We start from the raw sequence: 24,030 nt of genomic DNA, 5'->3' as shown, positions 1-24,030 counted from the left end.
CGCCGCATGACATTTTTATCATCCGCGGCGCCCGGCGCGCGGCGTAGAATGGTTTTATATTCTCCTTAGAAAGCTGCCATGCGTATCCTGGTCATCGAAGACGAACCGAAGACGGGCGACTATCTGCTGCGCGGCCTTGCCGAGTCCGGCTTCACGGTGAGCCTGGCGCGCAATGGCCGCGACGGCTTGCACATGGCAAGTACGGAGTCACCCGATCTCATCGTGCTCGACGTCATGCTGCCCATCATGGACGGCTGGCAAGTCTTGCGTGCGCTGCGCCTGCAGGAAGGCGGCGCGGACGTGCCCGTGATTTTCCTCACGGCGCGCGACGAAGTGCAGGACCGGGTCAAGGGGCTGGAACTGGGCGCCGACGATTACCTGGTGAAACCGTTCGCGTTTGCCGAACTGGTGGCGCGCATCCGCACCCTGCTGCGGCGCGGGCCGCCCCGTGAAGACGACGTCATCCGCATCGGCGACATGGAAATCGACGTGATGAAACGCAAGGTCAGCCGGCAAGGCCAGCGCATCACCCTGACGGCCAAGGAATTCGGTTTGCTGCATTTATTGGCGCGGCGCCAGGGCGAGGTGCTGTCGCGCTCCATCATCGCTTCGCAAGTGTGGGACATCAATTTCGAGAGCGATACCAACGTCATCGACGCGGCCATCCGTCGCCTGCGCAGCAAGCTCGACGACCCGTTCGAACCCAAGCTGATCCACACCTTGCGGGGCATGGGCTATGTCTGCGAATTGCGCGCGCCCAGCGCTCCCGACAGCGGCGTGGCCGCATGAAGCTGGCAGAACTGCGGCGCTCGCTGACCCTGCGCGTCACGCTCGTGTTCGTGCTGATCGTGGCCCTCGTGTCGGCCGGACTGGGCATGCATCTGTACCGTTCATTTGTGGCGGAAATCGAGCGCCGCGACGATATTTTATTGCTGGGAAAACTGCGGCAGATTCAGCAATTACTCGGCAATGCGGGCACCCTGGACATCATCCGCGAGCGGCCCCAGTATTTTCGCGACACCATGAGCGGGCAAGAGAATTCCCTGGTGCGCATCGTGCGCGCCGATGGCACGCGGTTGATCGATGTCAATCCGAACGGCGAGACGGTGGCGCATGCTGTTCCCGTGGCCGTCGATGCGCCCGTGACGGCCAGCGACATCGTCAGCTGGACCAGCCGCGATGGCTATCCGGCCCGGGTCGTGGCGGCCAGCGCGCGCATCGGCGAGCCGGCGCAGATGGCCGACATTGCCGTTGCCCGGGTCTATGGCGACCGCACGGCCATGTTTGCCGCCTACCGCTGGCAGATCGTTGTCTCCGTCGCCATCAGCGCGCTGGTGGCGGCGATTCTGGCCAGCGTGATGCTGCTGCGGGGCTTGCGGCCGCTGCGCAATATCGCCGCCCATGCGGCCCTCGTGCGGCCGGGCAAGCTCGGTCAGCAGCTGGAGGCGCGCGGGGCGCCGACGGAATTGCTGCCCCTGATCCAGGCCTTGAACGCCATGCTGGCGCGCCTGCAGGAAGGGTACGCGCGGCTGTCGCAGTTTTCCGCCGACCTCGCGCATGAATTCCGTACGCCCGTCACCAATCTGCTGGGGCAAAGCCAGGTCATGCTGGCCCGCCCCCGCAGCGCGCACGAGTATGAACAGCTGGTGTCGTCGAACGTGGAAGAGCTGGAACGGCTGTCGCGCATGATCGACAGCATGCTGTTTCTGGCGCGGGCGCAGCAGGACGAGATGATCCTGATCAAGCAAGCATTGCCCGTGCAGGACGAGTTCTTGCGCCTGGCCGATTTCTTTGAAGGCCTGGCCGAAGAACGCGAGCTGGCGCTGGCTTGCCACGGCAGCGGCACGGTGACGGCCGAGCCGCAACTGCTGCGCCGCGCGCTGGGCAACCTGCTGTCGAACGCCATCCGCCACGCGGCGCCGGGCAGCACGATTCTGTTGCGTTCGCACGCGACCAACGAGGGCGTGGAACTGAGCGTAAGCAACCTTGGCCCCGCCATCCCCGCGCGTCACTTGCCCCACCTGTTCGAGCGTTTCTACCGCGCCGACCCCGCCCGCAGCGACTCGGCCGCCTCCACGGGATTAGGGCTGGCCATCGTCACGGCCATCATGCAATTACATGGCGGCAACGCGAGCGTGGCCTCGGATGCAGCCGCCACGACGTTTACCTTGGTTTTCCCGGCGCAGCAACGTAGGTCGGATTAGCGGGGCGTAGCCACGCTAATCCGACAATATTGTTGGCGCTGCGATGATGTCGGATTACGCGCTCAAGCGCTAATCCGACCTACGCGACCTACACAAATGGCATTATGCAGAGCCACGACGTTTCCCCTCACCTTCCCGCTCCAGCAGCGTAGGTCGGATTAGGCCAGGGGCCGTAATCCGACGTAGTGTTGGCGGCAGCGCAGATGTCGGATTACGCGCGGCGTTGCCGCGCTAATCCGACCTACGCCTGCCAATCAGCCCATCTCCACCAAAAACTCATGCATGCCCGTATGCGGCAATTGCGCGCACGCCGCCGCAAAGTGCGGCAACTGGCCCCACAGCAGCGGGTTGCCGACGAGGTACACATAATGTTGCGCACGCGTCAGGGCCACGTTGAGCAGATTCGGCGTGGCCGCCGCCCATTGCGCGGCGCCGGCCGTGCTGTCGTCGGCGCCGAGCACCAGCATCACCACGCTTTGTTCCTTGCCCTGGAAGGTGTGCACGGTGCCCACCATCTGGCTGCTCCACTGGCGCAGTTCGCGCGCCGTGGGCGCCTTGCCGTAGCCGAGGCGGCGGTCCCAGTCCATGTCGACGATGCGCGAGCGCAATTCGTTGCGCACGGCCTTGAACGGCGTGATCACATACATGTCCGGCAGCTTGCCGTCGCGGCGGTATAGTTTTAATAGCACTTCCAGCACGAAATCGAGCTGCACGGGCACCACCTGCTTGTAGCTGACGGCGCCGACGGTATCGATCCAGCGGCTCGGTCCCCGCGTCAGGCCGCGCGCGCCGGCCGGCGGCGTGCGTTCAGCTAGCCCATAGACCATCTTGTCTTCGTAGGCGATGCTGTTGGCCAGCGAAAACATTGGCTCCACGCAGCGGCGGTGCACGCGCAGGGGGCTGCCGATCCACAGGGGCTGGGCGCTGCCGGCGCCGACCGTCGCGCCATAGCGGTTGGCCTTGTCGGCCAGCGTCTGCACGGACACGCTGGTCGGCGCGTAGCTGCCATCCTGCGTATGCGGCGACAGGGCGGACAGGGTTTGCACCAGGCGGCCCGGCACCGTGAACACGGGTTCGATCTGCAGCGGGTCGCCCACGACGACGGCCCGTTTGGCGCGCCACAGGCTGCCCAGCGCCGCTTGCGGCACGGCCTGGCCCGCTTCATCGATGAACAGCCAGCCCAGCGATTCGGGGCCCATGCCCTGGAACTGGCGCGCGAACGAGGCGAACGTGGTCGACACGACGGGCACCACCATGAACAGGCTGTGCCAGACCATGGCGACGTGCGACTGGTCGTAGGCGCGCTTGTTTTTCAGCAATTTCGACACGGCCAGCAAGTTGCCGCCAAAACCGGGGCCGCCCTTTTTCGCCACTTCGGCCAGCCACGCTTCATGTAGGGCCAGGGCCTTGGCGAACAGGCGCGAGCGCAGGCGCGCCAGGGCCGGTTCATGCCACAGGCCGCCAATTTGCAGCGCGTCGCCGTCCAGCTCGTCCAGGGCGGCCGGCGCGATGATGGTGGGAAAGCGCAGGCGCGCGCGGCGCAGCAGCTCCGTGCTGTCATCCCATTCGCGCTGGCGCGATTGCGCCGTGCGCAGGGCGATGTGCAGGCCATGGCGTGCCCGTTCGCAGCGCGGCTCCAGTTCGCCCTTCAAGAGCAGCTTGATGGCGGAGACGTCGCGCGCGGCCTGGCGCTGCGCCTCGGCATTGGCCACGACGGCATCCTTGTAGGCGCGCGCCGGTGCCGTGCGGAATAGCCGGGCAAAGAAACCGGGCTGCGTCAGCGCCACCAGGCGCTCTTCTTCCAGTAATTCCTTCTTGCTGGCGAGCAAGGTGTCCTGCTGCGCCAGCGCGCCGGACAGGGCGGCATTCGCCGCATCCATCTCTTGCTCGGCTGCAATCAACGCTTGCTGGCTGGCCTGGATAAAATCGGCTTCCGTGCACGTGCCCACGGCTTGCCACAGGGCAGCATACTGGGCGTGCTCGGCCAGGGCCTTTTCCACCACGTGTTCCGTCTCGCGGAACTCGCGCGCCGCCTGGGCGAAGCTGACGCCCTGGTAGCTGGCCAGCCACTGGCGGATATTCTGCGCGTTCGGCGTCTTGCGCGCCGTGGTTTTATCCCAGTCGTCGTCATAAAAATTGCTGACGAAGCGGCGGCGGTTGGCGCTATTGCCCAGCGCGCAGGACATCAAGCCCCATGGCGCTTCCGTGTCGCCCAAGGCACGGTTGGCGCCATTGCCATCGGCCACCACGCGGCGCGCCACGCTTTCAAAGTAACGCGTGCGCGCCCATTCCTTGCCCAGCTGTTTCGGTTTTGGGAGGTCGCCGGAAATGTTTTCCACTGCCGCATTGTTCGACGAGGCGACGACCATTTCAAAGCCCGTCAGTTCCGGGCGCAAGCGGGCGATGGTGATCGGGTCGCGCACGCCTTCGAAGGCCACGGCCACCTTGCCGATGAAGGCGTCGCCGGCGCGGTCCAGGCAGGACAGCACGCTGGCGCGGCGCACGATGTTGTCGGCGAACAATTCGCGCAGCAAGGTCGTCTTGCCCGTGCCGGGCGGACCGTTGACGGAAAAGATGCCGCGCTCATGCAAACTGGTGCGTGCGCCGTGGATGGCGAACTGCTGCATCAGGCTCATGGCGTAGCTGGCGTCCTCCAGCCAGTGGCCCCGGTTCATATTGGCCGGATTGAGCATGGCGGCCAGCGCCTGGCGTCCGGCCGGGCTGTACAGGTCGATGCGCTCGTCCTGCGCCAGCGGCGTCAGATAGGCGGCGACCGTCGCGGGCAACTTGCCTCCACGCAAGGCGCGGATGATCTGCTCCAGGTCATCGAGGTAAAAGCTGTTGAGGATATCGATGCTGGGTTCCACCGTGTCACCGAAGTCCAGGCTGCGGTTCTGGCTGGCCTCAGCCAGGTCGTTTTCCGCCACGGCCGCGCGTTTCTTGCGCGTGCGCAATTCCAGCACGGCCAGCGGCTGGCCGGCGGACGGGTGGAAACCGGCCCAGTCGCGCAGCAGGTCGGCCAGGGCCGCGATTTCCACGCCGGACAGGGGCGACGAGACATTGCCTGCCTCGTCCGCTACTTGCTGCGATACGCGGCTTGCCGCGAAATTGCGCAAGCTGTCCTGCAGCGCCAGCTGGCTGTCGCTGAAGGCATCCAGGCTCAGGCCGGACCAGTCCGGCGTGCGGGCGCGGCCCAGGGCCCACGGCAAGGTCGACACGGAGACAGGGTCGAACTGCGGCTCGCCCAGCGCATTGAGGTTCAGGCGGGCAAAGCACGAGCGTCCCAGCAGCTCTGTTTTTTCTGTTTCGGCAATGTTTTCCGGGCCGTTGGCCGGCGGGCAAGCCTTGTTGATTTCGGCCTTGTCGAACACGCCGAGGAAGAGCGAAAAGCCGTCGATCTCGCGGTCGGAAGGCACTGGCCATTGCGTGGCGAACTGCGGCGGCAATTGCGCCAGCTGTTCGCGGTGGAGGAGACGCACGGTGGACTGGTCTTCAACGTCCGTGATTTGATTCAGGTCAAACGGGATAAAGAATTCGATCTTGTGCCAATACTCCAGGATAGCCAGGAGGCGCTGCTGTTCTGCCTGATTCATGATGACCAATATTTTGTAAAGCGAGCGAGGATTGTAAAGCGTATGCACGCTGCACGTTTTGCACTTTTGCCTATTGCGCGGGCTTTGCCGCAAAAAAAGTGGTATTGGAGGACGAAAAAAAGCCAGGCAGCAACTTCCTGCCTGGCTTTCCCGTGGGGAGGATGTTGCTATTGGTTAAAACTCTTCCCATTCGCTCTCGGCACCGGCATTGCTGCGGCGTGCCGGCGCGGCCGCGACGGCCTTGCGCACGGGTACGGGCTTGGCCGCGGGGCGCGCGATGGCTGGCGCTGCCGGTGCTGCGCGCACAGGCGTCAGTTTGGGCGCGCTGGCGGCATGGTTGCCGGTTTTAAAGAAACCCACCACATGCGCCAGTTCGCCCGCCTGCTCCTGCATGCTTTGCGAAGCGGCCGCCGCTTCTTCCACCAGGGCCGCGTTTTGCTGCGTCACTTCATCCATCTGGGCGATGGCCATGTTGATCTGCTCGATGCCGATGGTCTGCTCGTGCGTGGCGGAGGTGATTTCGCCCATGATGTCGGTCACGCGCACGATGCTGTCGACGATGTCGCCCATGGTCTGGCCCGCTTCATTGACCAGGCGCGACCCCGTGTCCACATTGGCGACGGAGGCGGCGATCAATTCCTTGATTTCTTTCGCTGCGCCAGCTGATCGTTGGGCAAGATTGCGCACTTCCGTCGCCACGACGGCGAAGCCACGGCCCTGTTCGCCCGCGCGCGCCGCTTCCACGGCCGCGTTCAAGGCCAGGATGTTGGTCTGGAAGGCGATGCCGTCGATGACGCCGATGATGTCGACGATCTTCTTCGACGAGTCATTGATGGTGCCCATGGTGTCGACCACTTGCGAGACGATGCTGCCGCCGCGCACGGCCACCTCGGACGCGCTTTTCGCCAGCTGGTTGGCCTGGCGCGCATTGTCCGCGTTCTGCTTCACGGTCGAGGTCAGTTCTTCCATCGACGAGGCCGTTTCTTCCAGCGAACTGGCTTGCTCTTCCGTGCGGGAAGACAGGTCGAGGTTGCCGGCGGCAATTTCGCTCGATGCCGTGGCGATGGCATCCGTGCCATGGCGCACTTGCGCCACCACGCCCAATAAACTGTCGTTCATGGCCTTCAGGGCGCCCAGCAGGCGGCCCGTTTCATCGCTGGAATTGACGACGATGTGCGACGACAAGTCGCCCGAGGCCACGGTTTCCGCCACGGCCACGGCTGCATTGATGGGGCGGGTGATCGAGCGCGTGATGATCCAGGCCACGAAGGCGCCCAGCAGCACTGCCACGCTGCCGAGGATGATCATGAAGGCGCGCGCGCTGGCGCTCAGCGTTTCGGCGTCCGTCGCCGCCTGCGCCGCCTGCTCGGCTTCATACGCGACCAGGCTGTCGAGCGCGCCCAGCACGATCTTCAGGCTCGGCGCCGCCTGCTGGGTCAAAAAGGCGATCGCCTCTTCCGTCTGGCCCGCGTTGCGCAGCTCGATGACCTTGTTGTTCAGCGGCGCGCCCGATTTCAGGGCCGCGTCCAGCTCGGCCATCAGCGCCGTTTCCTTGTCCGTCGAGATTTTCTTTTGCAAGGTTTCCTTGGCGGCGCCGTACTTCTTGCGCGCTTCGCCGATCTTTGCCAGTTCCGCCTGCACCAGCGCTTCCGTCGGCGCCACCACCACGCTGGTGATCGCCAGGGTAATGTTGCGCACGTTGTCGCTCATGGTATTGGCCGCCGCCATCTTGACGTTCTTGTCGGCCACGATATCGTGGGTGCGGGCGCTCAGTTGCCCCATCGAGTACAGGCCGACGAGCAAGACGGCCACCAGCAGGCCGAGGACGACAGCAAACCCGATCCCGAGCCGGGTGCCGATTTTGAATTGTGTGAGTGACATGATTGCTTTCGTGTTGCGGTATGGTGAGGAAACGTCGGACGGACCGGGGCTACGGGTTTGTACGTATGGGCGGCCAGCCTGTAATTGTTCCTCAAAATTCCGCACTGCAATACAAATAATTGTATCAAGTCCGTGAAAAGTTCAAGAACTGGCGGCAAATGAAATAAGTTGTCGCATGGAAACAACGAGCGCTACCGCAGGAAACATCAGCGCTGGGGAAACACGTGGGCAGTGAGGAAGTCGATGAAGGCGCGCAGTTTCGGCGTCAGGTGGCGGCTGCTGGGCCACAGGATGCGAAAGGCGCCGTCGTGCCGGCGGTGCGCGTCCAGCACCGGCCGCAGGCGGTCCGCCGCCAGTGCCGCCCGCACGGCGAAGTCGGGCAGGGCGGCGATGCCCAGGCCGCTTTCGGCAAAGTGCAGCAGGGTGTCGACGTTGTTACAGTTGAGCACAGTCGGCAAGCCGGCCGCGTGCAGGGCATTCCACTCGGGCAAGGGCCACGCCTCGACCTTACCGCTGCTGGGAAATTTGTACAGCAGACAGGTGTGCTGGACCAGCTCGGCTGGCAGCAGCGGCGTGCCATGCTGTGCCAGGTAGGCGGGCGCGGCCACCAGTTGCAGCTGGAACTGCCCCAGTTGGCGGCTCATCAAACGGCTGTCGGCGCTTTCGCCCGCGCGCACGACGGCGTCATATCCCTCCTCGATGACGTCGACCCGGCGGTCGCTGAAATCGAGGTCGAGTTCCACCTGCGGATAGGCACGCGCGAACGCGGCCAGCACGGGATTGAGCAGGCTGCCCACCAGCGGCAGGCTGACGCGCAGGCGGCCTTGCGGCGCGCTCTTGCTGTTGGATAATTCCTGCTCGGCCGCTTCGATCTCGCCCAGGATGCGCCGGCAGCGTTCGAGAAACACGGTGCCTTCGCTGGTGAGCGCGATGCTGCGCGTGCTGCGGTGAAACAGACGCACACCGAGCCGCTCTTCCAGCCGCGCGATGCTCTTGCCCACGGCCGAGGCGGAAATCCCCAGCACCCGGCCCGCCGCCACGAAACTGCGCATTTCCGCCGCCTGTACGAAGGCCGTGAATCCCGCCAGATTATCCATGGTTTCCCTTTTTGATTGCGGATGTCAACGTCCGCACAGACTGAAACTATAGCCTGTTTTTCTTTGATCGCGCCTGGCTTACCTTGGCAGCCTGATCATTTGAAAGGCTGAGCCATGATGTACAACTTCTCTCCCGCGGCCTTGTCCGCCCGCATCGATCCCTTGCTCGATGCCGTGCTGCGGCAGCAGCGCCTGGTGGGCGCCGTGGTGCTGGTGCGCCAGCGCGGCCAGGACGTGTACCGCCGCGCGGCCGGCCACCTGGACCGCGAGGCGGGCACGCCCATGGTGGAAGACGCCGTCTTCCGCCTGGCGTCCGTCAGCAAACCCATCGTCTCGACGGCCGCGCTGGCGCTGGTGGGACAGGACCGTCTGGGGCTGGACGACCCGGTGGCGCGCTGGCTGCCGTATTTCGCGCCGCGCCAGCCGGACGGTACGGTGGCGGCGATGACCGTGCGCCACCTGCTTACGCATACGGCTGGCCTTGACTACGGCTTTTTCCAGCCGCGGCGCGGCGCGTATGCACGGGCTGGCGTGTCCGACGGCATGGATGCGTCCCGCATTACCCTGGCAGACAATCTGCGCCGCCTGGCCACCGTGCCGCTCGCGTTTGCACCGGGTGAGCGCTGGGCGTATTCGATCGCCACCGACGTGCTGGGCGCCGTGATCGAAGCGGTGACTGCTTTGCCGCTGGCGCAGGCCGTGGCACAGCTGGTGACAGGCCCGCTGGCCATGCGCGACACGGGCTTTATCAGCACCGACGCGGCGCGCCTGGCCGTCGCGTATGCGGATCCGGACCGCGCGGCAGGCGAGGCCCGGCCGCGCCGTTTGCGCGATGCGGGGGAAGACCATCTGCCGTTTCTCGTCGGCATGGCCGGCTTTACCTTGTCGCCGGCAAGGGCGCTCGACGCGCACGCGTATCCGTCCGGCGGCGCCGGCATGGTGGGTTCCGCCCCCGACTTCATGCGCCTGCTGGAAACCTTGCGCCAGGGCGGCGCGCCGCTGCTGCCGCCGGCGCTGGCGCGGCAGATGGGAGCAAACCAGACGGGCGGTTTTGATTTGCCGTTCTGGCCGGGACGGGGCTTCGGCCTGGGGGTCACGGTATTGACGGACCCGCTTGCTGCCGCCACACCGGAATCCGTGGGCAGCTGGCGCATGGGCGGCACGTATGGCCACTCGTGGTTTGTCGACCCGGCGCAGGAATTGTCCGTGGTGGCGTTCACGAATACGGCGCTGGAGGGCATGGCGGGACCCTTCGTGACGCAACTGTGCCAGGCGATTTATGGCAACAAGGAAGCTGGCGCCAAGGACATGTCATGACGCGCCCGCACCCCATCGTCTTCCTCGCGCTGGGCCTGTTCGGCGTGTATTGCATCGAGTTTGGCGTGGTGGGCATCTTGCCGATGATCATGCAGCGTTACGGCGTGACGGCCGCGCACGCCGGTTCGCTGGTGAGCCTGTTCGCGCTGGTGATCGCCGTGGGCGGCCCCTTCCTCGTGCTGCTGGCCACGCGCTGGCGCCGCAAGCCCGTGCTGATCGTCTCGCTTCTCGTGTTTGCCCTGGCCAGCGTGGTGTCTGCGTATGCGCCGCGCTTCGGGCTGCTGCTGGCGCTGCGCGTGGTGCCGGCCCTGTTCCACCCCGTGTATTTCTCGCTGGCCATGGTGGCGGCCGCCGCCCTGTATCCACCGCAGCAGGCGGCGCGGGCCGGCGCGCATGCGTTTACGGGCACCAGCATGGGCATGGTGCTGGGCATTCCGCTGACCACGTGGATCGCCGCGCAAGTTGGCTATGAGGCGTCGTTTCTCGCCTGCGCCCTCGTGAATGCCCTGGCGGCGCTGGGGCTGTATCTGTTTCTGCCCGACACGCCGCGCGAGGCGCCGCTGACGTATGGCCGCCAGCTGGCCGTGCTGCGCAAACCTGCCCTGTGGTTCACCATTGCCGCCGCCGTGCTGGTGTTTGCCGCCATGTTTGCCGTGTATGCGTATGCGGCCGCGTATCTGCAGCAGGTGGCGGGCTTGTCGGCGCGCCAGACGGGGCTGGCGCTGGTGATGTTTGGCGTGGGCGGCGTGGCGGGCAATCTGTACGCCGGGCGCCAGCTGGGCACGCACGTGCTGCGCACGGTCTTGCTGCAGCCCGTGCTGCTGGGGCTGGCGTACTGGCTGCTGTACCGGCATGCGGGCAGCGATATCGGCTGGGCGGCGCTGACCGTGTTGCTGCTGTTCTGGGGCGCGGCGCATACGAGCGGGCTGATCGTCACGCAAGTGTGGCTCAGCAGCGAAGCGCGCGAGGCGCCCGCGTTCGCCATCGGCGTGTATATCGCCGCCATCAACCTGGGCGTGACGCTGGGCGCGCTGGCCGGCGGCATGGCCATCGAGTCCTATGGCATGCGGGGTGCGCTGGCTTGCGGCGCGCTGCTGGGGGCGCTGGCGCTGGCCTTGATCGGGATCAAGGCGTGGCGCTATCGCCTGCCCTCAGTCCTCGATATGGTTGGGGATGCGAAACAGTAAATCCGTATCGCCGATGTCCACGCCCGCTTGCGACAGCAAGGTGCTGGCCTGGCCACGGTGATGCGTCTGGTGGTTGAAGAAATGCATGAGCAGGCTGAAAAACTCGCGCCGGTTCGGCCCCTTGCTGTTGCGGTAATCGAGCAAATGGTCGAGGTCTTCTTCGCGGATGGAAGCGGCCCAGTCGATGATGACCTGGTCCAGCCACAGCCGGTGCGCATGCATGGCGGCAAAATCCTCGGCCGCGAACAGCGGTTGCGTCAGCGAGGTGGGCGGCGTGATGGCGCGGATGGGATCGAGCAGGGGGAAACCGGCCGGATGTTTCGCGTAGCGCTGCATCCACAAGGTGTCGCCCACCATCACGTGGTTCAGGGTGGCCAGCAGGGAGCCGAAGAAGGCGCCCCGCTCACGCTCCAGCTCGCCGGGCGGCAGGCTGGCCGCCGCCGCGTAGACCTTGGCATTCATCCACTGGTTGTAATCGGCCATCAGGCGAATGTGGGCGCAACGACTCATGATGATTCCTCCAGTGGATGAATGACAATATTAAACGGACTTCAAAAACGCGCGTATGCCGGCCAGCAGCATTTCAATGGCCATCGCCGTCAGGATCAAGCCCATCAGGCGCTCGAACGCCGTCATGACCCTTGGACCGAGCGCCCGCTGCAAGCGTTCGGCGCACAGGAAGACGGCCAGCCAGACGGCGGCCACGGCCGTCAGCCCCGCCACGTGGGCGATCACGTCGTTCATTTCATGCGAGGAAAACAGCAGCACGGTGGCCAGGGCCGACGGGCCGGCCAGCGCGGGGATGGCCAGCGGCACGATGAACGGCTCGCCGCCCATTTCGTGGTCGCTATTGCCCGCGTTTGGCTGTGGAAACACCATGCGCATGGCGATCAGGAACAGGATCACGCCGCCGCCGATGCGCAGCGCCACTTCCGACAATTGCAAGGCGTTCAGGAAATGGCGGCCGAAGAACATGAACAGCAGCAAAATGCCGAAGGCGATCAGGCATTCGCGCACCACGACTTTCCAGCGCCGCTCGATGGGTACCCGTTTCAGGGCATTGACGAACAGGGAAACGTTGCCGAACGGGTCGGTGACGAGCAAGAGCAGGATAAATGTCTGGAAGAAATTCTGTGTCATGGCGGTGAGAGATAAGGTCAACACCGCTGCCAGGATGGGCGCGGTGCGATAAGGCTTGCGATGATAACAAGCCCGGCGGCGATCGCCCATAATTATTGATGCATAGCAGCATTTTTTTTATGCCGCGATGACTTTTGCCTGGTAAAACGCCGTCGGCGTGGTGCCGAAATGCTTTTTGAACATGGCCGTAAACGCGCTTTGGCTCGTGTAGCCATTGTCCATCGCCACATCGATGACCTTGCCGCCGCGCGCCAATTGCTCCAGCGCCCGCAGCAGCCGCGCCTGCTGGCGCCACTGGCCGAAGCGCATGCCCGTCTGCTTCTGGAACAAGCGGTGCAGGCTGCGCTCGGTGATCGCCAGTTCCTGCGCCCAGTGCGCCACCGTCACTTGCTCGCCCGGTTGCTCCATCAGCCGCGCGCAAATGCCGCGCAGACGCACGTCCGCAGGCAAGGGCAGGTACAGGGGCAGCACGGGCAGGCTGCCCAGTTCGTGCAACAGCAATTGCAGCAGATGCCAGTCGCGGCTGCCTTCCGCGAAGTCGGGCGCAATGTCGACGGCCGCCACGATCAGTTGCCGCAGCAGGGGGCTGATGTCGAGCACGCAGCTGTGGCCAGGCAGCAATGGAGAATTGGCGCAGTTGACGAACAGCGTGCGCATTTTCACGGCGCCGCTCATGCGCACCTGGTGCGCGATGCCGGGCTGCAACCACACGCCGCGCGTGGGCGGCACCACCCAGCGCCCGCCCTGCGCCTCGATGGTCATCACGCCTTCGATGGCATACAGCAATTGCGCATGCGTGTGGCGGTGTACGGAAATCACGTGGCCATGCGCATAGTCGACGGCCAGCGCCATGGCGCGCGCCGTGACGGGCAGCAATTCCTGAAAGGCGGGGGAAGTGCAATCCATAAAAAGAGCGTCAGTTTTGCGATAGGTATGGACATCTTAGCGCGAGAAGGCGCGGTGCGCCTGCGGCATGATGGTTCCCCGCAACTATTCCTGGAGCTATACATGCCTGTGCGCGCCTATCTGTATCCGTTTCTCGCCATGCTGCTGTGGGCCGGCAACGTCGTCGTCTCGAAGCTGGCCGCGTCCAGCATCGCCCCCACGGCCATCACGGTTTACCGCCTGGTGCTGGTCTTGCTGGTGATGACGCCGTTTATCGCCCGCCCCCTGTGGCGCAACCGTCATGCGCTGCGGCGCCAGTGGTGGCAGCTGGCCTTGTGCGGCCTGATGTCGATGGCGCTGTTCCAGAGCCTGTCCTACCGCGCCGCCGAATCGACGACGGCGACGAACATGGCCATCGTCACGGCGCTGGCGCCGCTGATGACGGCCCTGCTCAGCGTGCTGCTGCTGGGCGAGCGATTGACTGTCGGCATGGCGGCCGGCGGCGTGCTGTCGTTCGGCGGCTTGCTGTACCTGGTGGGACGCGGCGACGTGCTGGCCTTGCTGCAGCAGGGCGTGCATGCGGGCGATGCGCTGATGCTGCTGGCCTGCCTGATCTTTGCCCTGTACGGCGTGCTGCTGCGTCGCTGGCGTCTGTCCATTCCCGCCTGGCAAGCCATCTATTGCCAGGCGCTGGCGGCCCTGGCCTGCATGCTGCCCCTGTTCCTGCTGTTGCCGCCCGGCAGCGCCAGGCTGGACGCCACCACCTTGCCCCTGATCGGCTATGCGGGCATCGGCTCGTCCATCGTGCTGTCCTATTTGTGGATCGAGGGCGTCAAACTGCTGGGGCCGAACCGCTGCAGCATCTACGTCAACCTGCTGCCCTTGCTGACGGCCTTGCTGGCCATCGTCTGGCTGCATGAAAGCATGCATGTGTATCACCTGGTCGGCGGCGGCATCTCGCTGCTGGGCGTGCTGCTGGCGCAGACGGTGCAGCGCCCCCTGTGGCGCCGGCGTCCTCGCGTGTCCGGTCTTGCCTGAGCGGCCATGCATAATGGCGGTTTTTCGGCAGTGGAGTTGACATGCGGCAAACATCTTGGATGCGCACGATGGCCATGGCGCTGGCCTTGGGCGCCCTGGCGCCGGCCCAGGCCGCGCCGCGTTTCTATGAAGGCCAGTCCATGGCCTACGCCAGCGCCGTCGAGCGCCGCGACGGCGGCGTGGTGCTGGCTTTCCTGCGGGAAAATGGCGAGGTCAACGGCTACTATTGCCAGTGCAAGGGCATCAGTGAAAAACGCATGAATCTGGACAAGTACGGCCAGGCCAGCATCGAGGCCGTGTTCCAGCTGGATCTCGACAGCGAAGGCGAAACCACGTTCGTGCTCAGCCGCAGTGACAACCGCTTTGGCTTGCATGCCTACCGCTACGAGCGCAGCGGCGGCAAGATGTTCAAGGTGGCCACCTTGCAGCCCGCGCTGGATGCCATCGTGCGCGGTGCCAAAACCATGGACGAGGCGCGGGTGCGCGCCGCGCTGGCGTCCCTGCAACTGATCGATTACAGCATCGCCTACGCGCCCACGGGCGTGGCCGGGTTCGACGCCATCGAGCATGCGCACGGCACCCTGGTCGGCTATTTCAATATCGACGGCGAGTTACTGCCGGGCAAACCGGCCGACGCCCCCGCGTTTGCCTATAAAAAGACGTATCAGGAAAAGGATGGCCATTTCCTCACAGTCACGTATCTGCTGGGCAAGGGCTGGGAAGGGGGCTTCGCGCCCAGCTACCACGTCAAGTGGATCACCTGGGAAACGCAGCCGCAGCGCTTTGCCGCCAGCCAGGACGGGCTATTCATCGAGTATGACGTCAATTGCTGCATGGGCAGCGTGTTTGCCCGCGGCCTGTATGCGCAGGGCAAGCGTACCGGCGTATGGCATTACGAAGAGCCGAACACCATCCGCTCGTCTGGCGCCTTTGTCGACGACAAGGCGGAGGGACCATGGACGTATGAAAGCGGTGACGAAACGACGACGGGCCAGATGCGGCGTGGGCAGCGCACGGGGCGCTGGGAAGTGAGTCCGGGCGTGGCCGAATGGCGCGCAGCGGACATGCACAGTTTCACCGGTTACGACCATTTCGTGAAAGACCGCCTGGAGGGGCCCAGCGAGCGCCGCGTCGGTGGCGTGGTGCAATGGCAGGGTACTTATGTGAGCGGCAAAAAGCAGGGCCAGTGGGTGGAGCCCGGTGGTGGCGGCAACTATGTCGATGATGTGAAACAGGGGCTGTGGAAGAAGGCGACGCCGGACGGCGGCTGGCAAGTGTTGACCATGCTCGATGGTAAACCCGATGGCAAGCTGGAGCAGTATGCGGCCGGCGGCCAGCTGGAACTGGTCGAGCATTACCGCTTCGGTGTGCTCCATGGCACGATGGAAAGTTTTTATCCGGACGGCAAGCGGCGTTACCAGGGCAGCTTTGCCGACGGCAAGCGCGATGGCGCGGAAACCCTGTTGTTTCCCGATGGCGAACTGCCGCAATTCCATCGCAACTGGCACCAGGGCGTGCTGCATGGCGTCAACATCGAACATTTCCAGAACGGAAAACCGAAGCAGATAGGCGCCTACAACATGGGCAGGAAAACGGGCCGGTTTCAGTATTTCCGCGACGATGGACAGCTCATCGAAGAAACCATGTATTAACTAGTTGGCTAAGTAATCCTCGGGAAATTAGTGTGAATTTATGACGAACAGAACCGGATGCTATGCAAGGCGCTCGCTGCGACGCAGTGCGGGCACTGCTAGCAGTGAGCAACGCCGCAGAGCGCCGGTTACGGCAGTCAGAAATCACAATAATTTATTGGGGGTTACTTAGCATAAATGGCATTCCCGCGCGACCGCGCACGGCAGCGGAATGCCAGTTCTGCGCAAAAAACATCATCCGCTTGTTACAAATCGTGAAAATCCATACTGGATGTTGCTACTAGTAATCTTTCCCTGTATCTTGCAGTCAGGAAATTAAAAGTACAGGAAACCTCGACCTCGTTGCCCTGTCTTGCACTCCTGACGATATGCGCGGGCCGCCTTTCCCCCTGCCGCCGCACAAGCCGTATCGACCTGTCCTGAACAATTCACGTGATCCGCCCATCTGGCGTTTGCCGCTACCCCACCCGGCAGGCGGTGGCACGGTCGCGCCCTTACCAAGGAAATTGCATGCTGTCGAATATAACAATAAAAATGCGTCTGATCGCTACCATGAGCGTGCTGGGCGTGCTGATCGCCTTGCTGGGCGTGATGAGCATTATCAGCCTGAAATCGGCCAACAACAGTCTCAACGAGGTCTACAGCAATCAGCTGGCCTCGACGCAAGCGATCGGTGAATCGCAAATTGCCCTGGGCCGCGCCCGCTTCACGATGGACCGCGTGATGGTGCACCCCGAAGCGGCCGATGCCAAGGATACCCTGGCCCGCGCGGAACAATTCATGGAAGCGTCCAGCAAGTCCTGGAAGGTGTACCTGGCCTTGCCGCAAAGCACGGACGAAAAGCGCCTGTCCGACGACATGGACAAGAAGCGCAGCGACTACATGAACAACGGCTTGCTCGTCATGAGCAAGGCTTTGCGCGAAAACAATATCGAACAGGCGGACAAGCTGATGATGGCGGGGCTGACGCCGCTGTACCGCACCCTGGACCAGGCCGCCGAAACCTTGACGCAATACCAGGCCACCTCGGCCGCCAGGATGTATGCGGATAGCCAGTCCAGTTACCATACTCAGGTAACCATGGCCATCGCCGGCATGATAGTGGGCGCCTTGCTGACGATTATTTCCAGCTTCTTGCTGCTGCGCGCCATCTTCGGCCCGCTGGACCAGGCCCTGCGCCATTTCGGCGCCATTTCCGACGGCAACCTGGCCAACGACATCGTCATCACGCGCCACGACGAGATGGGCGCCCTGCTGGGCGGCCTGAAACAGATGCAGGAGCGTCTGTCGACCACCGTGCGCGGCGTGCGCGACGGCAGCGGCGCCATCGCCACGGCCAGCAATGAAATCGCCTCGGGCAACCTGGATCTGTCGAGCCGCACGGAGCAGCAAGCGTCGAGCCTGGAAGAAACGGCCTCGTCGCTGGAAGAGCTGACCTCGACCGTCAAGCAGAACTCGGACAATGCGCGCCAGGCGAACCAACTGGCCGTCTCCGCCTCGGACGTGGCGGTGAAAGGCGGCGCGCTGGTGGCGCAAGTGGTCGATACCATGGGCACCATCAGCGAATCGTCGAAAAAGATCGCCGACATCATCGGCGTGATCGACGGCATCGCCTTCCAGACCAACATCCTGGCCCTGAACGCGGCCGTGGAAGCGGCCCGCGCGGGCGAGCAGGGTCGTGGTTTTGCCGTCGTCGCCACGGAAGTGCGCAACCTGGCGCACCGCTCGGCTTCCGCCGCCAAGGACATCAAAATGCTGATCGAAGCGTCGGTGCAGAACGTGGGCGCCGGCAGCGCGCTGGTCAGTCAGACGGGCACGACGATGGACGAGATCGTCTCCAGCATCCGCCGCGTGACGGACATCATGGGCGAAATCAGCGCCGCCGGCCACGAGCAGGAACTGGGCATCGGCCAGATCAACCAGGCCGTGGCGGAAATGGATACCGTGACGCAACAGAATGCGGCGCTGGTGGAAGAAGCGGCGGCCGCCTCGGAAGCGATGCAGGAACAGGCGGCGGCGCTGGCCGAGATGGTCAGCATCTTCAAGCTCGACGCCGCCCACAGCGGCCCGGCAGCGGCCAAGCTCGCCTTGCGCAAGCCTGTCGTGGCCGCCGCAGGCGCGGCCTTGAAACGCCCGGCGCTGCGCCTGGCGCCAAGCCGCATCGCCTCGGCAGCCGCTCCGGCCCAGTCACGTGCTGCCAAGCCGGCCGCCGACAACAGCGGCGAATGGGAAGAGTTCTAAGCTAGCGAGGTTCCAGGGCCGCCTTGCTGCCCTGTTCCTGCAGCAGCGCCGCCTCGGCCAGGGCCTGGGCGCGCGCTTCTTCCGCCGCCTGTTCCGCTTTCTCCAGTGCATCGTGGCGCGCCTGCAAGGCCGCCCGCGCGCGCACGAAGACGATCTTGATGGCCGCCATCACGGGCACGGACAGGAAGATGCCGACCACGCCGCCCAGCTGGTCGCCGGCCAGCAAGCCGACGATCACCATCAGCGGGCTCACTTCCACGCCTTCGCTCATCAAATATGGGTTGACCACGTAATCCTGGAACAAACGGTAGGCGGCGATAAAGCCGATCAGCCAGAACACGTGCTCGAAACCGCTGAAACCGGCCACGACCACGGCGATGACGGCCGCCGCCAGCGGGCCGGCAAACGGGATGAATTCCAGCAGGGCGGCGGCACCTGCCAACAGCAGGCTGTACGGCACGCCCATCAGGGAAAAGGCGATGCTGTAGGACACAAACGTGGCGATCGACAACAGCAGCAGGGCGCGCACATAGCGCGACAGCAAGATGTCGAGGTCATCGATGATGGCGCCCCAGAGCTTCTTGTTCGGGCGGTTCAGCAGGGACAGCAAGCCGTCGCGCATGTCCGGGCCTTCCTTGATCAGCAAAAAGCTCAGCACGGGCACCAGCACCAGATAGATCAGGTTGCTGGCCGCATGCATGACGGTCAAGCCCAGTTCCTTCGCCAGCGGCATGGCTTGGCCCGTACCGCTGCTCAGCTGCGTCTGCATGAAGGACAGCAGGCGCGCGCGCAACGGCTCCATGAATTCCGGCAACGGGATGCGCTCGGCAAAGTTGTTGCCCCTGAGTAGGGTCGGCAACTGATCGCTGAGCTTGATCGCCTCTTCCTCGATGCGCGCCCCGAAGATCGACCCCAGCACCGCCACCAGCAAGATCACCACCAGGAAGACGATGCCGATACTGGCCGTGCGCGGCAGGCGCTTCGGCCCGTACCGTTCCAGCAGCCCGATCAGCGGATACACGAGGTAGCTGAAGAACACCGCAAACACCACCACGATCAGGGTCGACGATACCTTGTACGTGAGGAATAACAAAAAAGCGACGAGAAAAGCCGTCCACACCATCTTGGCGACGCGCAAGTTAAAACCGAACATATGACTCCTTAGGGCAGGATGCTACGCAAGCGTGGCTGGCTTGAAGGGCTGGGTGGGCAAGGCAGGGATCGGGCCGCGCCGCACGGCCGGAAATCATACCGCAAAATGCCAAAATGCCATGCTCTTGTGCGTAATGGCAATGCTTTCCCTGTTCCCTCCTTATTTTGTCCGCCAGCTGGCCACGGTGATGAGCACGCTGTCTTTCTTGCCCGGTTCGCGCAGGGTGACTGTGTAGCGGCCGCTCGTGTCGCTGCCCGTGAACACGACCTTGTCGTCATGCCCCTGCACTTGCGCGCCCTTGGCCAGCTTGGCATAGGTGTTGAGCACCCAGTGGAAATCGGCATAGCTGCGCAGGGTGATGCTGGCATCGGGCAGGGGCTCGTCGCCGGCCTCGGCCGCTTCCGTAGGCGTGCGCATGGGCAAACCGGCCAGGCCCGCCGGTGTAATGAGCTTGCCGCCGCTGGCGCTGCTGTTCAGTTCCGCGCTCGGCAGCAACAGGTGCAGCAAGCGGGGAGGAAAGCCGGGCGGCAGGTCGCGCGGCTCCCAGCCGGGCTGGCCGGGACGCGTGGTGATGTATTCCACCGCAGCAATGCTTTGCCGCTGTTCCGGCGCAGCCTGCGCCAGCATGGGCGGCAGTTGCCGCGCCCACACGAGCAGCGGCGCGGCCATCTCGTCCTGCGCGCCCGGCGGTACAAACACCGTCAGCACGGTATGGGTGGACGGCAGGCAGGCGGGCACGGCATCGCCGATGGCGGCCTGGCAATGACCGTTGACGAGGCCCAGGGCCAACAGCTTGCGTTGCGGGTCGAACAGCATGGCGGCGCGCTGCGCGCCGTGTGCGTCGGGGTTGATGGACGCCAGCACGGAACGCCCGTCGGGCAGCATGGTGCGCTGGATGTGTTCCAGTGAGCGCATGCTGTCGAGCGCCTGAAGCGCGATCAGGCTATCGCCCTGCGTGTAGTTGCCGCGCGCATAGCCGAGCAGCTTGAAGACGTCGGCGCGGATTTGCGGATGCTCGTTCAGGCTGAGCGGCGGCGACGGCACGGAGACGGGCACGGTGGCGGCCACGAAGGCGGCGTCTTCGGTCGCTTGCGTTTGCGCCAGCGCAAACGGTGACGTGCCCAGAGCCGCGCACAGCGACAGCAGGGGATAAATGAGGCGTATGTTCAATGGCAATCCTGGTCGAGAGGCCATGCCGGTCCGGGCGCCGGCATGCGCGCGCCGCGATCTTAGCATTTCAGGAATGAAACGCTTTCTGCTAAGCTAGTCTATTGAATCACTGCCCCCTTGCCATGGCCAAGATCACCATTTCCTGCAGTATTCCCGTTGACGATGAGGTCGTGACCGAGTTCCTGCACAAGTATGTGCTCCAATCGCGTGTCGGCGCGGCCAGGAAATTGCGCATGGGAGAGAAGGGCTGCTTTTATGCCTGTTCTTTGTACCAGGAAGACCATGCCAAGGTGAGCCGTTTGATCCGCCGCATGCTGGCCTTCTTCGAGGGCAAGGATATCCCCTTGACCATCCTCAAGATCGGCGCGCAGGACAGCTGGTACGGGGTGGACCCCGACCAGCGCGACCCGTGGAAGATTGCGCCGCAAGCCTTGCTGGCGCTGCTCGATGCGGGGCCGTACGATGGCGTTCAGGCGGCGTTGAGCACGTAGCGGTTCTTGCCGTTCTTCTTGGCCAGGTACAAGGATTCGTCGGCGCGCCGGTAGCTGTGCGACAAGTCGACTTCCTTGAGCAATTCCGCGACGCCGATGCTGACGGACACCTTGCGTTCCGGTACGAAAGCCGCCTCGACGGCATCGACCAGCTGCGCGGCAAAGGCGCAGGCCGCGTTCTTTTCGCCCAGGTAAATGACGGCGAACTCTTCGCCGCCCAGGCGGCCGCACAGGTGCTCGCCTGACAGCCCCGCGATCACCTCGGCGATCCTTTTCAGCACTTCGTCGCCCACGTCATGGCCATGCACGTCGTTGATCTGCTTGAAGTCGTCGATGTCGATCATCAGGAAATACGCGGGCGTGCGCGCCGTGCGCTGCAAGGCGCGCGCGCTTTGCGTGAACATGCGGCGGTTGTTGAGCCCGGTCAAGCCATCCTTGTAGGCCATCGTCGCCAGTTCGCGCTGGGCGCGGTAGTTGTGGATGCGCAAGACGAGAAAATAGATGTTCAGCGCCAGGCCGATGATCACGCTGATGGTGACGGCCAGCACGGGCCAATGCTGGTCGGCCTGGCCCGCATGCACGGGGAACTGTCCCAGCCCCAGCATGGCCCACACGCACAGCGATACGCCCAGGTAATACGCGATGCCGCTGAAGATGGGTGCCGTTGTCAGGGTGATCATCACCCCCAGCGGCAACACCCAAAAAGCGGGGTCTTCCGTGCCCAGCATCAGCACGCGAAAGCCGAAAGCGATGAACAGCACGCTGATGGTACCGCTGGCGATAATCGCCTGCAAGGACTTCGCATACACGGTCAGCAGCAGCCCGGCCAGCATGCCCGTCACCCCCAGCGCCGCCTGCGCATGATCGAGCGAAGCGCGCGGCAGGGTCAGGCTGAACGTGACCAGCCAGCAAGCCAGGCCAAACGTCAGGATGGCTATCGAAATGAAATGCAGTTCCTTGAAAAAGCGCTGCTGCTGCTCCCGTTCTCCTGAAAAGAACAGGTAATAGAAGGCAGGCGACAGGCTGCGCGAAGTGAACATTGCATTTGTCCAGAGACAACACGCCTTGCGGCAGGGGCGCCTCCCGGCAACGGCAGGCGGCATGGCGCGCGTACAAAATTAGTTGCGCTCAGGAACTAGTGTACTGGTTTCTTGGAGGCAGTGGGGAGATGGGCCTGGAAATCGGCGGCCAGTGTCCTCGTGCCGCCACAGTATGAAGGAAGTGCGCTTATTGCTCGATCAACATAGCTATACCGAGGCCATGCGGCAAACCGCCTGGTGCAGCAAGACCAATCAGGATATCGCCGCCAGTATCGTCTGCGTCCTAACGCGAGGTTGGACGGCAAGTTGGAACAAGTGTTGCAAACCTTTTGGGAAGTGCTGTTGCCGAAGGCGGCTTGATAGCGTCAACATAAAATAAGGATTTCATTATTTCATTTTTCTCCGTAAGTTAAAATAAAACCTCCATTCATTTTAACTTCAGCGAATCTATGCAACGTGGACTCACAGGGACTTACACATCGACCATTGCCGGCGGTGTCGCGTGCCAGGCCTTTGTGCCCTTGCCACTGCCACCAGTGCCGGCGCTGGACTTGAACGGCAAGCTGCAAAGCCGCCTGGACGAAGCCTTGATCGCGCTGGGGCGACTCGATGCCATCAGCACGCTCTTGCCTGATGCACGGCTGTTCCTGTACAGCTATGTGCGCAAGGAAGCCGTCATGTCTTCCCAAATTGAGGGCACGCAATCGTCGCTCAGCGACCTGATGCTGTATGAGATAGACGGGCAGCCTGGCGTGCCGCTCGATGATGTGCAAGAGGTCTCGTGCTACGTCAAGGCGATGTCGCTGGGTGTGGAACGGATACGGCAAGGGCAGCCCATCAGTTTTCGATTACTGACGGAAATGCATCAAGTGCTGATGACGTCGGGCAGGGGCGTGCAGCGCAGCCCTGGCGAATTTCGTCGCAATCAGGTGTGGATAGGCGGACATCGCGCCGATGAGGCAACGTTTGTGCCGCCGCCCGCCAACCAGCTCGCTGACTGCTGGGCTGCACTGGAAAACTTCATCAATGACGTGCCGCAGCCGACTGCCGCCCTTATCAAAGCGGCATTGTCGCATGTGCAATTTGAAACCATTCATCCGTTTCTGGATGGCAATGGCCGCCTCGGTCGCATGCTGATACCGCTGATACTGGTTGACGCCCGTATTTTGCAGGAGCCGCTGCTGTATCTTTCCGTGTTTTTCAAACAACATCGTGAAACCTACTACAGCTTGCTGCAACAAGTACGCATCAGCGGCAACTGGGAAGCATGGCTGCTGTTCTTTGCCGATGCCATCGCCGCCACCGCCAATCAGGCCGTCAGCACGGCCCAGGCGCTGACGCAGTTGCTGGCGCAAGACAAGGCACGGTTGGCGGAACTGGGTCGCCTGGCGGGGTCGGCCAGGCAAATCCTCGATGCGCTGTTTGCGCACCCCATCTTGAATATTGCCGCCCTGAGCAAGACCACCGGCTTGACCGCCGCGACAGTGGGCAAGGCACTCGATGCCATGGCAGGTACGCTGGGCATGGTGCAGGAAGTGACCGGCCAAAAACGTAACCGCGTGTATGCCTACGGTGCTTACATCAACATTTTGAATCAGGAAACAAGCTAACGATATTGTCCAGAAACTCTGGAATCCCAGCGGCGTGCTGCGCGTTGATGCATTGGCGCTGAGATTGCGTAGAGGTTTGGATATCGGCATGGCTGAGATCGTGTCGTAATGGCGGACCTGACCCCGTCTCGTATCTGTTGCGTCGTCGATGTATTTTGGGACAAGCCAACGTACTGTCGGGCATCATGGCTGGAGCGCGTTGTCCCACAGCTTGATGGAAGCCTTTTCTATAAGTACCTTTTTATCAATAGGCCCTTGCTTGTTATACAGTATGAAAGCACTGGTTCCCTGTAAAAACCATTTTTTCATGATTTTTATCAAATAATTTAAT

The 24,030-nt window shown here is 63.4% G+C and carries 18 protein-coding genes; 9 read left to right on the top strand and 9 right to left on the bottom strand.

Features of this window, described 5'->3' with window-relative positions:
• Positions 1 to 78 precede the first annotated feature (78 nt).
• Both AC0V2Y_RS23525 and AC0V2Y_RS23520 read left to right on the top strand, forming a co-directional pair.
• Positions 79 to 789 (top strand): heavy metal response regulator transcription factor, encoded by a 711-nt coding sequence (locus tag AC0V2Y_RS23525; RefSeq protein WP_475417686.1) that lies wholly within the window; start codon positions 79 to 81, stop codon positions 787 to 789.
• Positions 786 to 2,204 (top strand): heavy metal sensor histidine kinase, encoded by a 1,419-nt coding sequence (locus AC0V2Y_RS23520; protein ID WP_475417685.1) that lies wholly within the window; start codon positions 786 to 788, stop codon positions 2,202 to 2,204. Before AC0V2Y_RS23525 ends, AC0V2Y_RS23520 begins: the two co-directional genes overlap by 4 nt.
• Positions 2,205 to 2,458: 254 nt before the next feature.
• Here AC0V2Y_RS23520 and AC0V2Y_RS23515 read toward each other — a convergent pair whose 3' ends face one another.
• The 3 genes from AC0V2Y_RS23515 to AC0V2Y_RS23505 all read right to left on the bottom strand — a co-directional run bounded on the left by AC0V2Y_RS23515 (position 2,459) and on the right by AC0V2Y_RS23505 (position 8,775).
• Positions 2,459 to 5,797 carry a DEAD/DEAH box helicase gene (locus AC0V2Y_RS23515; protein WP_475417684.1) on the bottom strand — a complete coding sequence of 1,113 codons (3,339 nt, stop codon included), beginning with the start codon at positions 5,795 to 5,797 and terminating at the stop codon, positions 2,459 to 2,461.
• A 174-nt stretch (positions 5,798 to 5,971) separates the two neighbouring features.
• Complete coding sequence (locus tag AC0V2Y_RS23510) at positions 5,972 to 7,678, bottom strand: methyl-accepting chemotaxis protein (protein ID WP_475417683.1); 1,707 nt, start codon at positions 7,676 to 7,678, stop codon at positions 5,972 to 5,974.
• Positions 7,679 to 7,884: 206 nt separating this feature from the next.
• Complete coding sequence (locus AC0V2Y_RS23505; protein ID WP_475417682.1) at positions 7,885 to 8,775, bottom strand: LysR family transcriptional regulator; 891 nt, start codon at positions 8,773 to 8,775, stop codon at positions 7,885 to 7,887.
• 114 nt (positions 8,776 to 8,889) lie between these two features.
• Here AC0V2Y_RS23505 and AC0V2Y_RS23500 point away from each other — a divergent pair, with 114 nt between their 5' ends.
• On the top strand, positions 8,890 to 10,092 hold the full coding sequence (locus AC0V2Y_RS23500) for a serine hydrolase domain-containing protein (protein WP_475417681.1): 1,203 nt from the start codon (positions 8,890 to 8,892) through the stop codon (positions 10,090 to 10,092).
• Positions 10,089 to 11,279: an MFS transporter gene (locus AC0V2Y_RS23495; RefSeq protein ID WP_475417680.1), complete on the top strand. Its 1,191-nt coding sequence runs from the start codon at positions 10,089 to 10,091 to the stop codon at positions 11,277 to 11,279. Before AC0V2Y_RS23500 ends, AC0V2Y_RS23495 begins: the two co-directional genes overlap by 4 nt.
• On the opposite strand, the gene AC0V2Y_RS23490 is transcribed toward AC0V2Y_RS23495, so the two are convergent.
• From AC0V2Y_RS23490 to AC0V2Y_RS23480, 3 genes are all read right to left on the bottom strand, one after another.
• Positions 11,244 to 11,789 carry a DinB family protein gene (locus AC0V2Y_RS23490; RefSeq protein ID WP_475417679.1) on the bottom strand — a complete coding sequence of 182 codons (546 nt, stop codon included), beginning with the start codon at positions 11,787 to 11,789 and terminating at the stop codon, positions 11,244 to 11,246. The two genes, AC0V2Y_RS23495 and AC0V2Y_RS23490, sit on opposite strands and share 36 nt — an antisense overlap.
• Positions 11,790 to 11,819: 30 nt before the next feature.
• Complete coding sequence (locus AC0V2Y_RS23485) at positions 11,820 to 12,419, bottom strand: MarC family protein (RefSeq protein WP_475417678.1); 600 nt, start codon at positions 12,417 to 12,419, stop codon at positions 11,820 to 11,822.
• Between the two features lie 117 nt (positions 12,420 to 12,536).
• Complete coding sequence (locus AC0V2Y_RS23480; RefSeq protein WP_475417677.1) at positions 12,537 to 13,325, bottom strand: AraC family transcriptional regulator; 789 nt, start codon at positions 13,323 to 13,325, stop codon at positions 12,537 to 12,539.
• A gap of 102 nt (positions 13,326 to 13,427) precedes the next feature.
• Here AC0V2Y_RS23480 and AC0V2Y_RS23475 point away from each other — a divergent pair, with 102 nt between their 5' ends.
• The 3 genes from AC0V2Y_RS23475 to AC0V2Y_RS23465 all read left to right on the top strand — a co-directional run bounded on the left by AC0V2Y_RS23475 (position 13,428) and on the right by AC0V2Y_RS23465 (position 18,235).
• Complete coding sequence (locus tag AC0V2Y_RS23475; RefSeq protein ID WP_475417676.1) at positions 13,428 to 14,342, top strand: DMT family transporter; 915 nt, start codon at positions 13,428 to 13,430, stop codon at positions 14,340 to 14,342.
• A gap of 41 nt (positions 14,343 to 14,383) precedes the next feature.
• Complete coding sequence (locus tag AC0V2Y_RS23470; protein ID WP_475417675.1) at positions 14,384 to 15,994, top strand: toxin-antitoxin system YwqK family antitoxin; 1,611 nt, start codon at positions 14,384 to 14,386, stop codon at positions 15,992 to 15,994.
• A gap of 510 nt (positions 15,995 to 16,504) precedes the next feature.
• Positions 16,505 to 18,235 (top strand): methyl-accepting chemotaxis protein, encoded by a 1,731-nt coding sequence (locus AC0V2Y_RS23465; RefSeq protein ID WP_475417674.1) that lies wholly within the window; start codon positions 16,505 to 16,507, stop codon positions 18,233 to 18,235.
• Position 18,236: 1 nt separating this feature from the next.
• Here the strand turns inward: AC0V2Y_RS23465 and AC0V2Y_RS23460 are convergent, their stop codons facing one another.
• Positions 18,237 to 19,388: an AI-2E family transporter gene (locus AC0V2Y_RS23460; protein ID WP_475417673.1), complete on the bottom strand. Its 1,152-nt coding sequence runs from the start codon at positions 19,386 to 19,388 to the stop codon at positions 18,237 to 18,239.
• A 159-nt stretch (positions 19,389 to 19,547) separates the two neighbouring features.
• Entirely contained in the window at positions 19,548 to 20,558 is a 1,011-nt protein-coding gene (locus AC0V2Y_RS23455; RefSeq protein ID WP_475417672.1) for a hypothetical protein, read from the bottom strand.
• Positions 20,559 to 20,680: 122 nt separating this feature from the next.
• Between AC0V2Y_RS23455 and AC0V2Y_RS23450 the strand changes: the two genes are divergently transcribed.
• Complete coding sequence (locus AC0V2Y_RS23450) at positions 20,681 to 21,049, top strand: hypothetical protein (RefSeq protein ID WP_475417671.1); 369 nt, start codon at positions 20,681 to 20,683, stop codon at positions 21,047 to 21,049.
• Here the strand turns inward: AC0V2Y_RS23450 and AC0V2Y_RS23445 are convergent.
• Entirely contained in the window at positions 21,028 to 22,089 is a 1,062-nt protein-coding gene (locus AC0V2Y_RS23445; protein WP_475417670.1) for a GGDEF domain-containing protein, read from the bottom strand. The two genes, AC0V2Y_RS23450 and AC0V2Y_RS23445, sit on opposite strands and share 22 nt — an antisense overlap.
• 449 nt (positions 22,090 to 22,538) lie before the next feature.
• Here AC0V2Y_RS23445 and AC0V2Y_RS23440 point away from each other — a divergent pair, with 449 nt between their 5' ends.
• Complete coding sequence (locus tag AC0V2Y_RS23440; RefSeq protein WP_475417669.1) at positions 22,539 to 23,699, top strand: Fic family protein; 1,161 nt, start codon at positions 22,539 to 22,541, stop codon at positions 23,697 to 23,699.
• Positions 23,700 to 24,030: the final 331 nt, after the last annotated feature.

The sequence above is a fragment of the Janthinobacterium sp. BHSEK genome, from assembly GCF_056174685.1.
This window is presented reverse-complemented; position numbering and strand designations above follow the sequence as displayed.

What these genes read in the sequence shown, in the direction of transcription:
- AC0V2Y_RS23525 (WP_475417686.1), top strand. Translation starts at nt 79, where the DNA reads ATGCGTATCCTGGTCATCGAAGACGAACCGAAGACGGGCGACTATCTG.
- AC0V2Y_RS23520 (WP_475417685.1), top strand. Translation starts at nt 786, where the DNA reads ATGAAGCTGGCAGAACTGCGGCGCTCGCTGACCCTGCGCGTCACGCTC.
- AC0V2Y_RS23515 (WP_475417684.1), bottom strand. Translation starts at nt 5,797, where the DNA reads ATGAATCAGGCAGAACAGCAGCGCCTCCTGGCTATCCTGGAGTATTGG.
- AC0V2Y_RS23510 (WP_475417683.1), bottom strand. Translation starts at nt 7,678, where the DNA reads ATGTCACTCACACAATTCAAAATCGGCACCCGGCTCGGGATCGGGTTT.
- AC0V2Y_RS23505 (WP_475417682.1), bottom strand. Translation starts at nt 8,775, where the DNA reads ATGGATAATCTGGCGGGATTCACGGCCTTCGTACAGGCGGCGGAAATG.
- AC0V2Y_RS23500 (WP_475417681.1), top strand. Translation starts at nt 8,890, where the DNA reads ATGATGTACAACTTCTCTCCCGCGGCCTTGTCCGCCCGCATCGATCCC.
- AC0V2Y_RS23495 (WP_475417680.1), top strand. Translation starts at nt 10,089, where the DNA reads ATGACGCGCCCGCACCCCATCGTCTTCCTCGCGCTGGGCCTGTTCGGC.
- AC0V2Y_RS23490 (WP_475417679.1), bottom strand. Translation starts at nt 11,789, where the DNA reads ATGAGTCGTTGCGCCCACATTCGCCTGATGGCCGATTACAACCAGTGG.
- AC0V2Y_RS23485 (WP_475417678.1), bottom strand. Translation starts at nt 12,419, where the DNA reads ATGACACAGAATTTCTTCCAGACATTTATCCTGCTCTTGCTCGTCACC.
- AC0V2Y_RS23480 (WP_475417677.1), bottom strand. Translation starts at nt 13,325, where the DNA reads ATGGATTGCACTTCCCCCGCCTTTCAGGAATTGCTGCCCGTCACGGCG.
- AC0V2Y_RS23475 (WP_475417676.1), top strand. Translation starts at nt 13,428, where the DNA reads ATGCCTGTGCGCGCCTATCTGTATCCGTTTCTCGCCATGCTGCTGTGG.
- AC0V2Y_RS23470 (WP_475417675.1), top strand. Translation starts at nt 14,384, where the DNA reads ATGCGGCAAACATCTTGGATGCGCACGATGGCCATGGCGCTGGCCTTG.
- AC0V2Y_RS23465 (WP_475417674.1), top strand. Translation starts at nt 16,505, where the DNA reads ATGCTGTCGAATATAACAATAAAAATGCGTCTGATCGCTACCATGAGC.
- AC0V2Y_RS23460 (WP_475417673.1), bottom strand. Translation starts at nt 19,388, where the DNA reads ATGTTCGGTTTTAACTTGCGCGTCGCCAAGATGGTGTGGACGGCTTTT.
- AC0V2Y_RS23450 (WP_475417671.1), top strand. Translation starts at nt 20,681, where the DNA reads ATGGCCAAGATCACCATTTCCTGCAGTATTCCCGTTGACGATGAGGTC.
- AC0V2Y_RS23445 (WP_475417670.1), bottom strand. Translation starts at nt 22,089, where the DNA reads ATGTTCACTTCGCGCAGCCTGTCGCCTGCCTTCTATTACCTGTTCTTT.
- AC0V2Y_RS23440 (WP_475417669.1), top strand. Translation starts at nt 22,539, where the DNA reads ATGCAACGTGGACTCACAGGGACTTACACATCGACCATTGCCGGCGGT.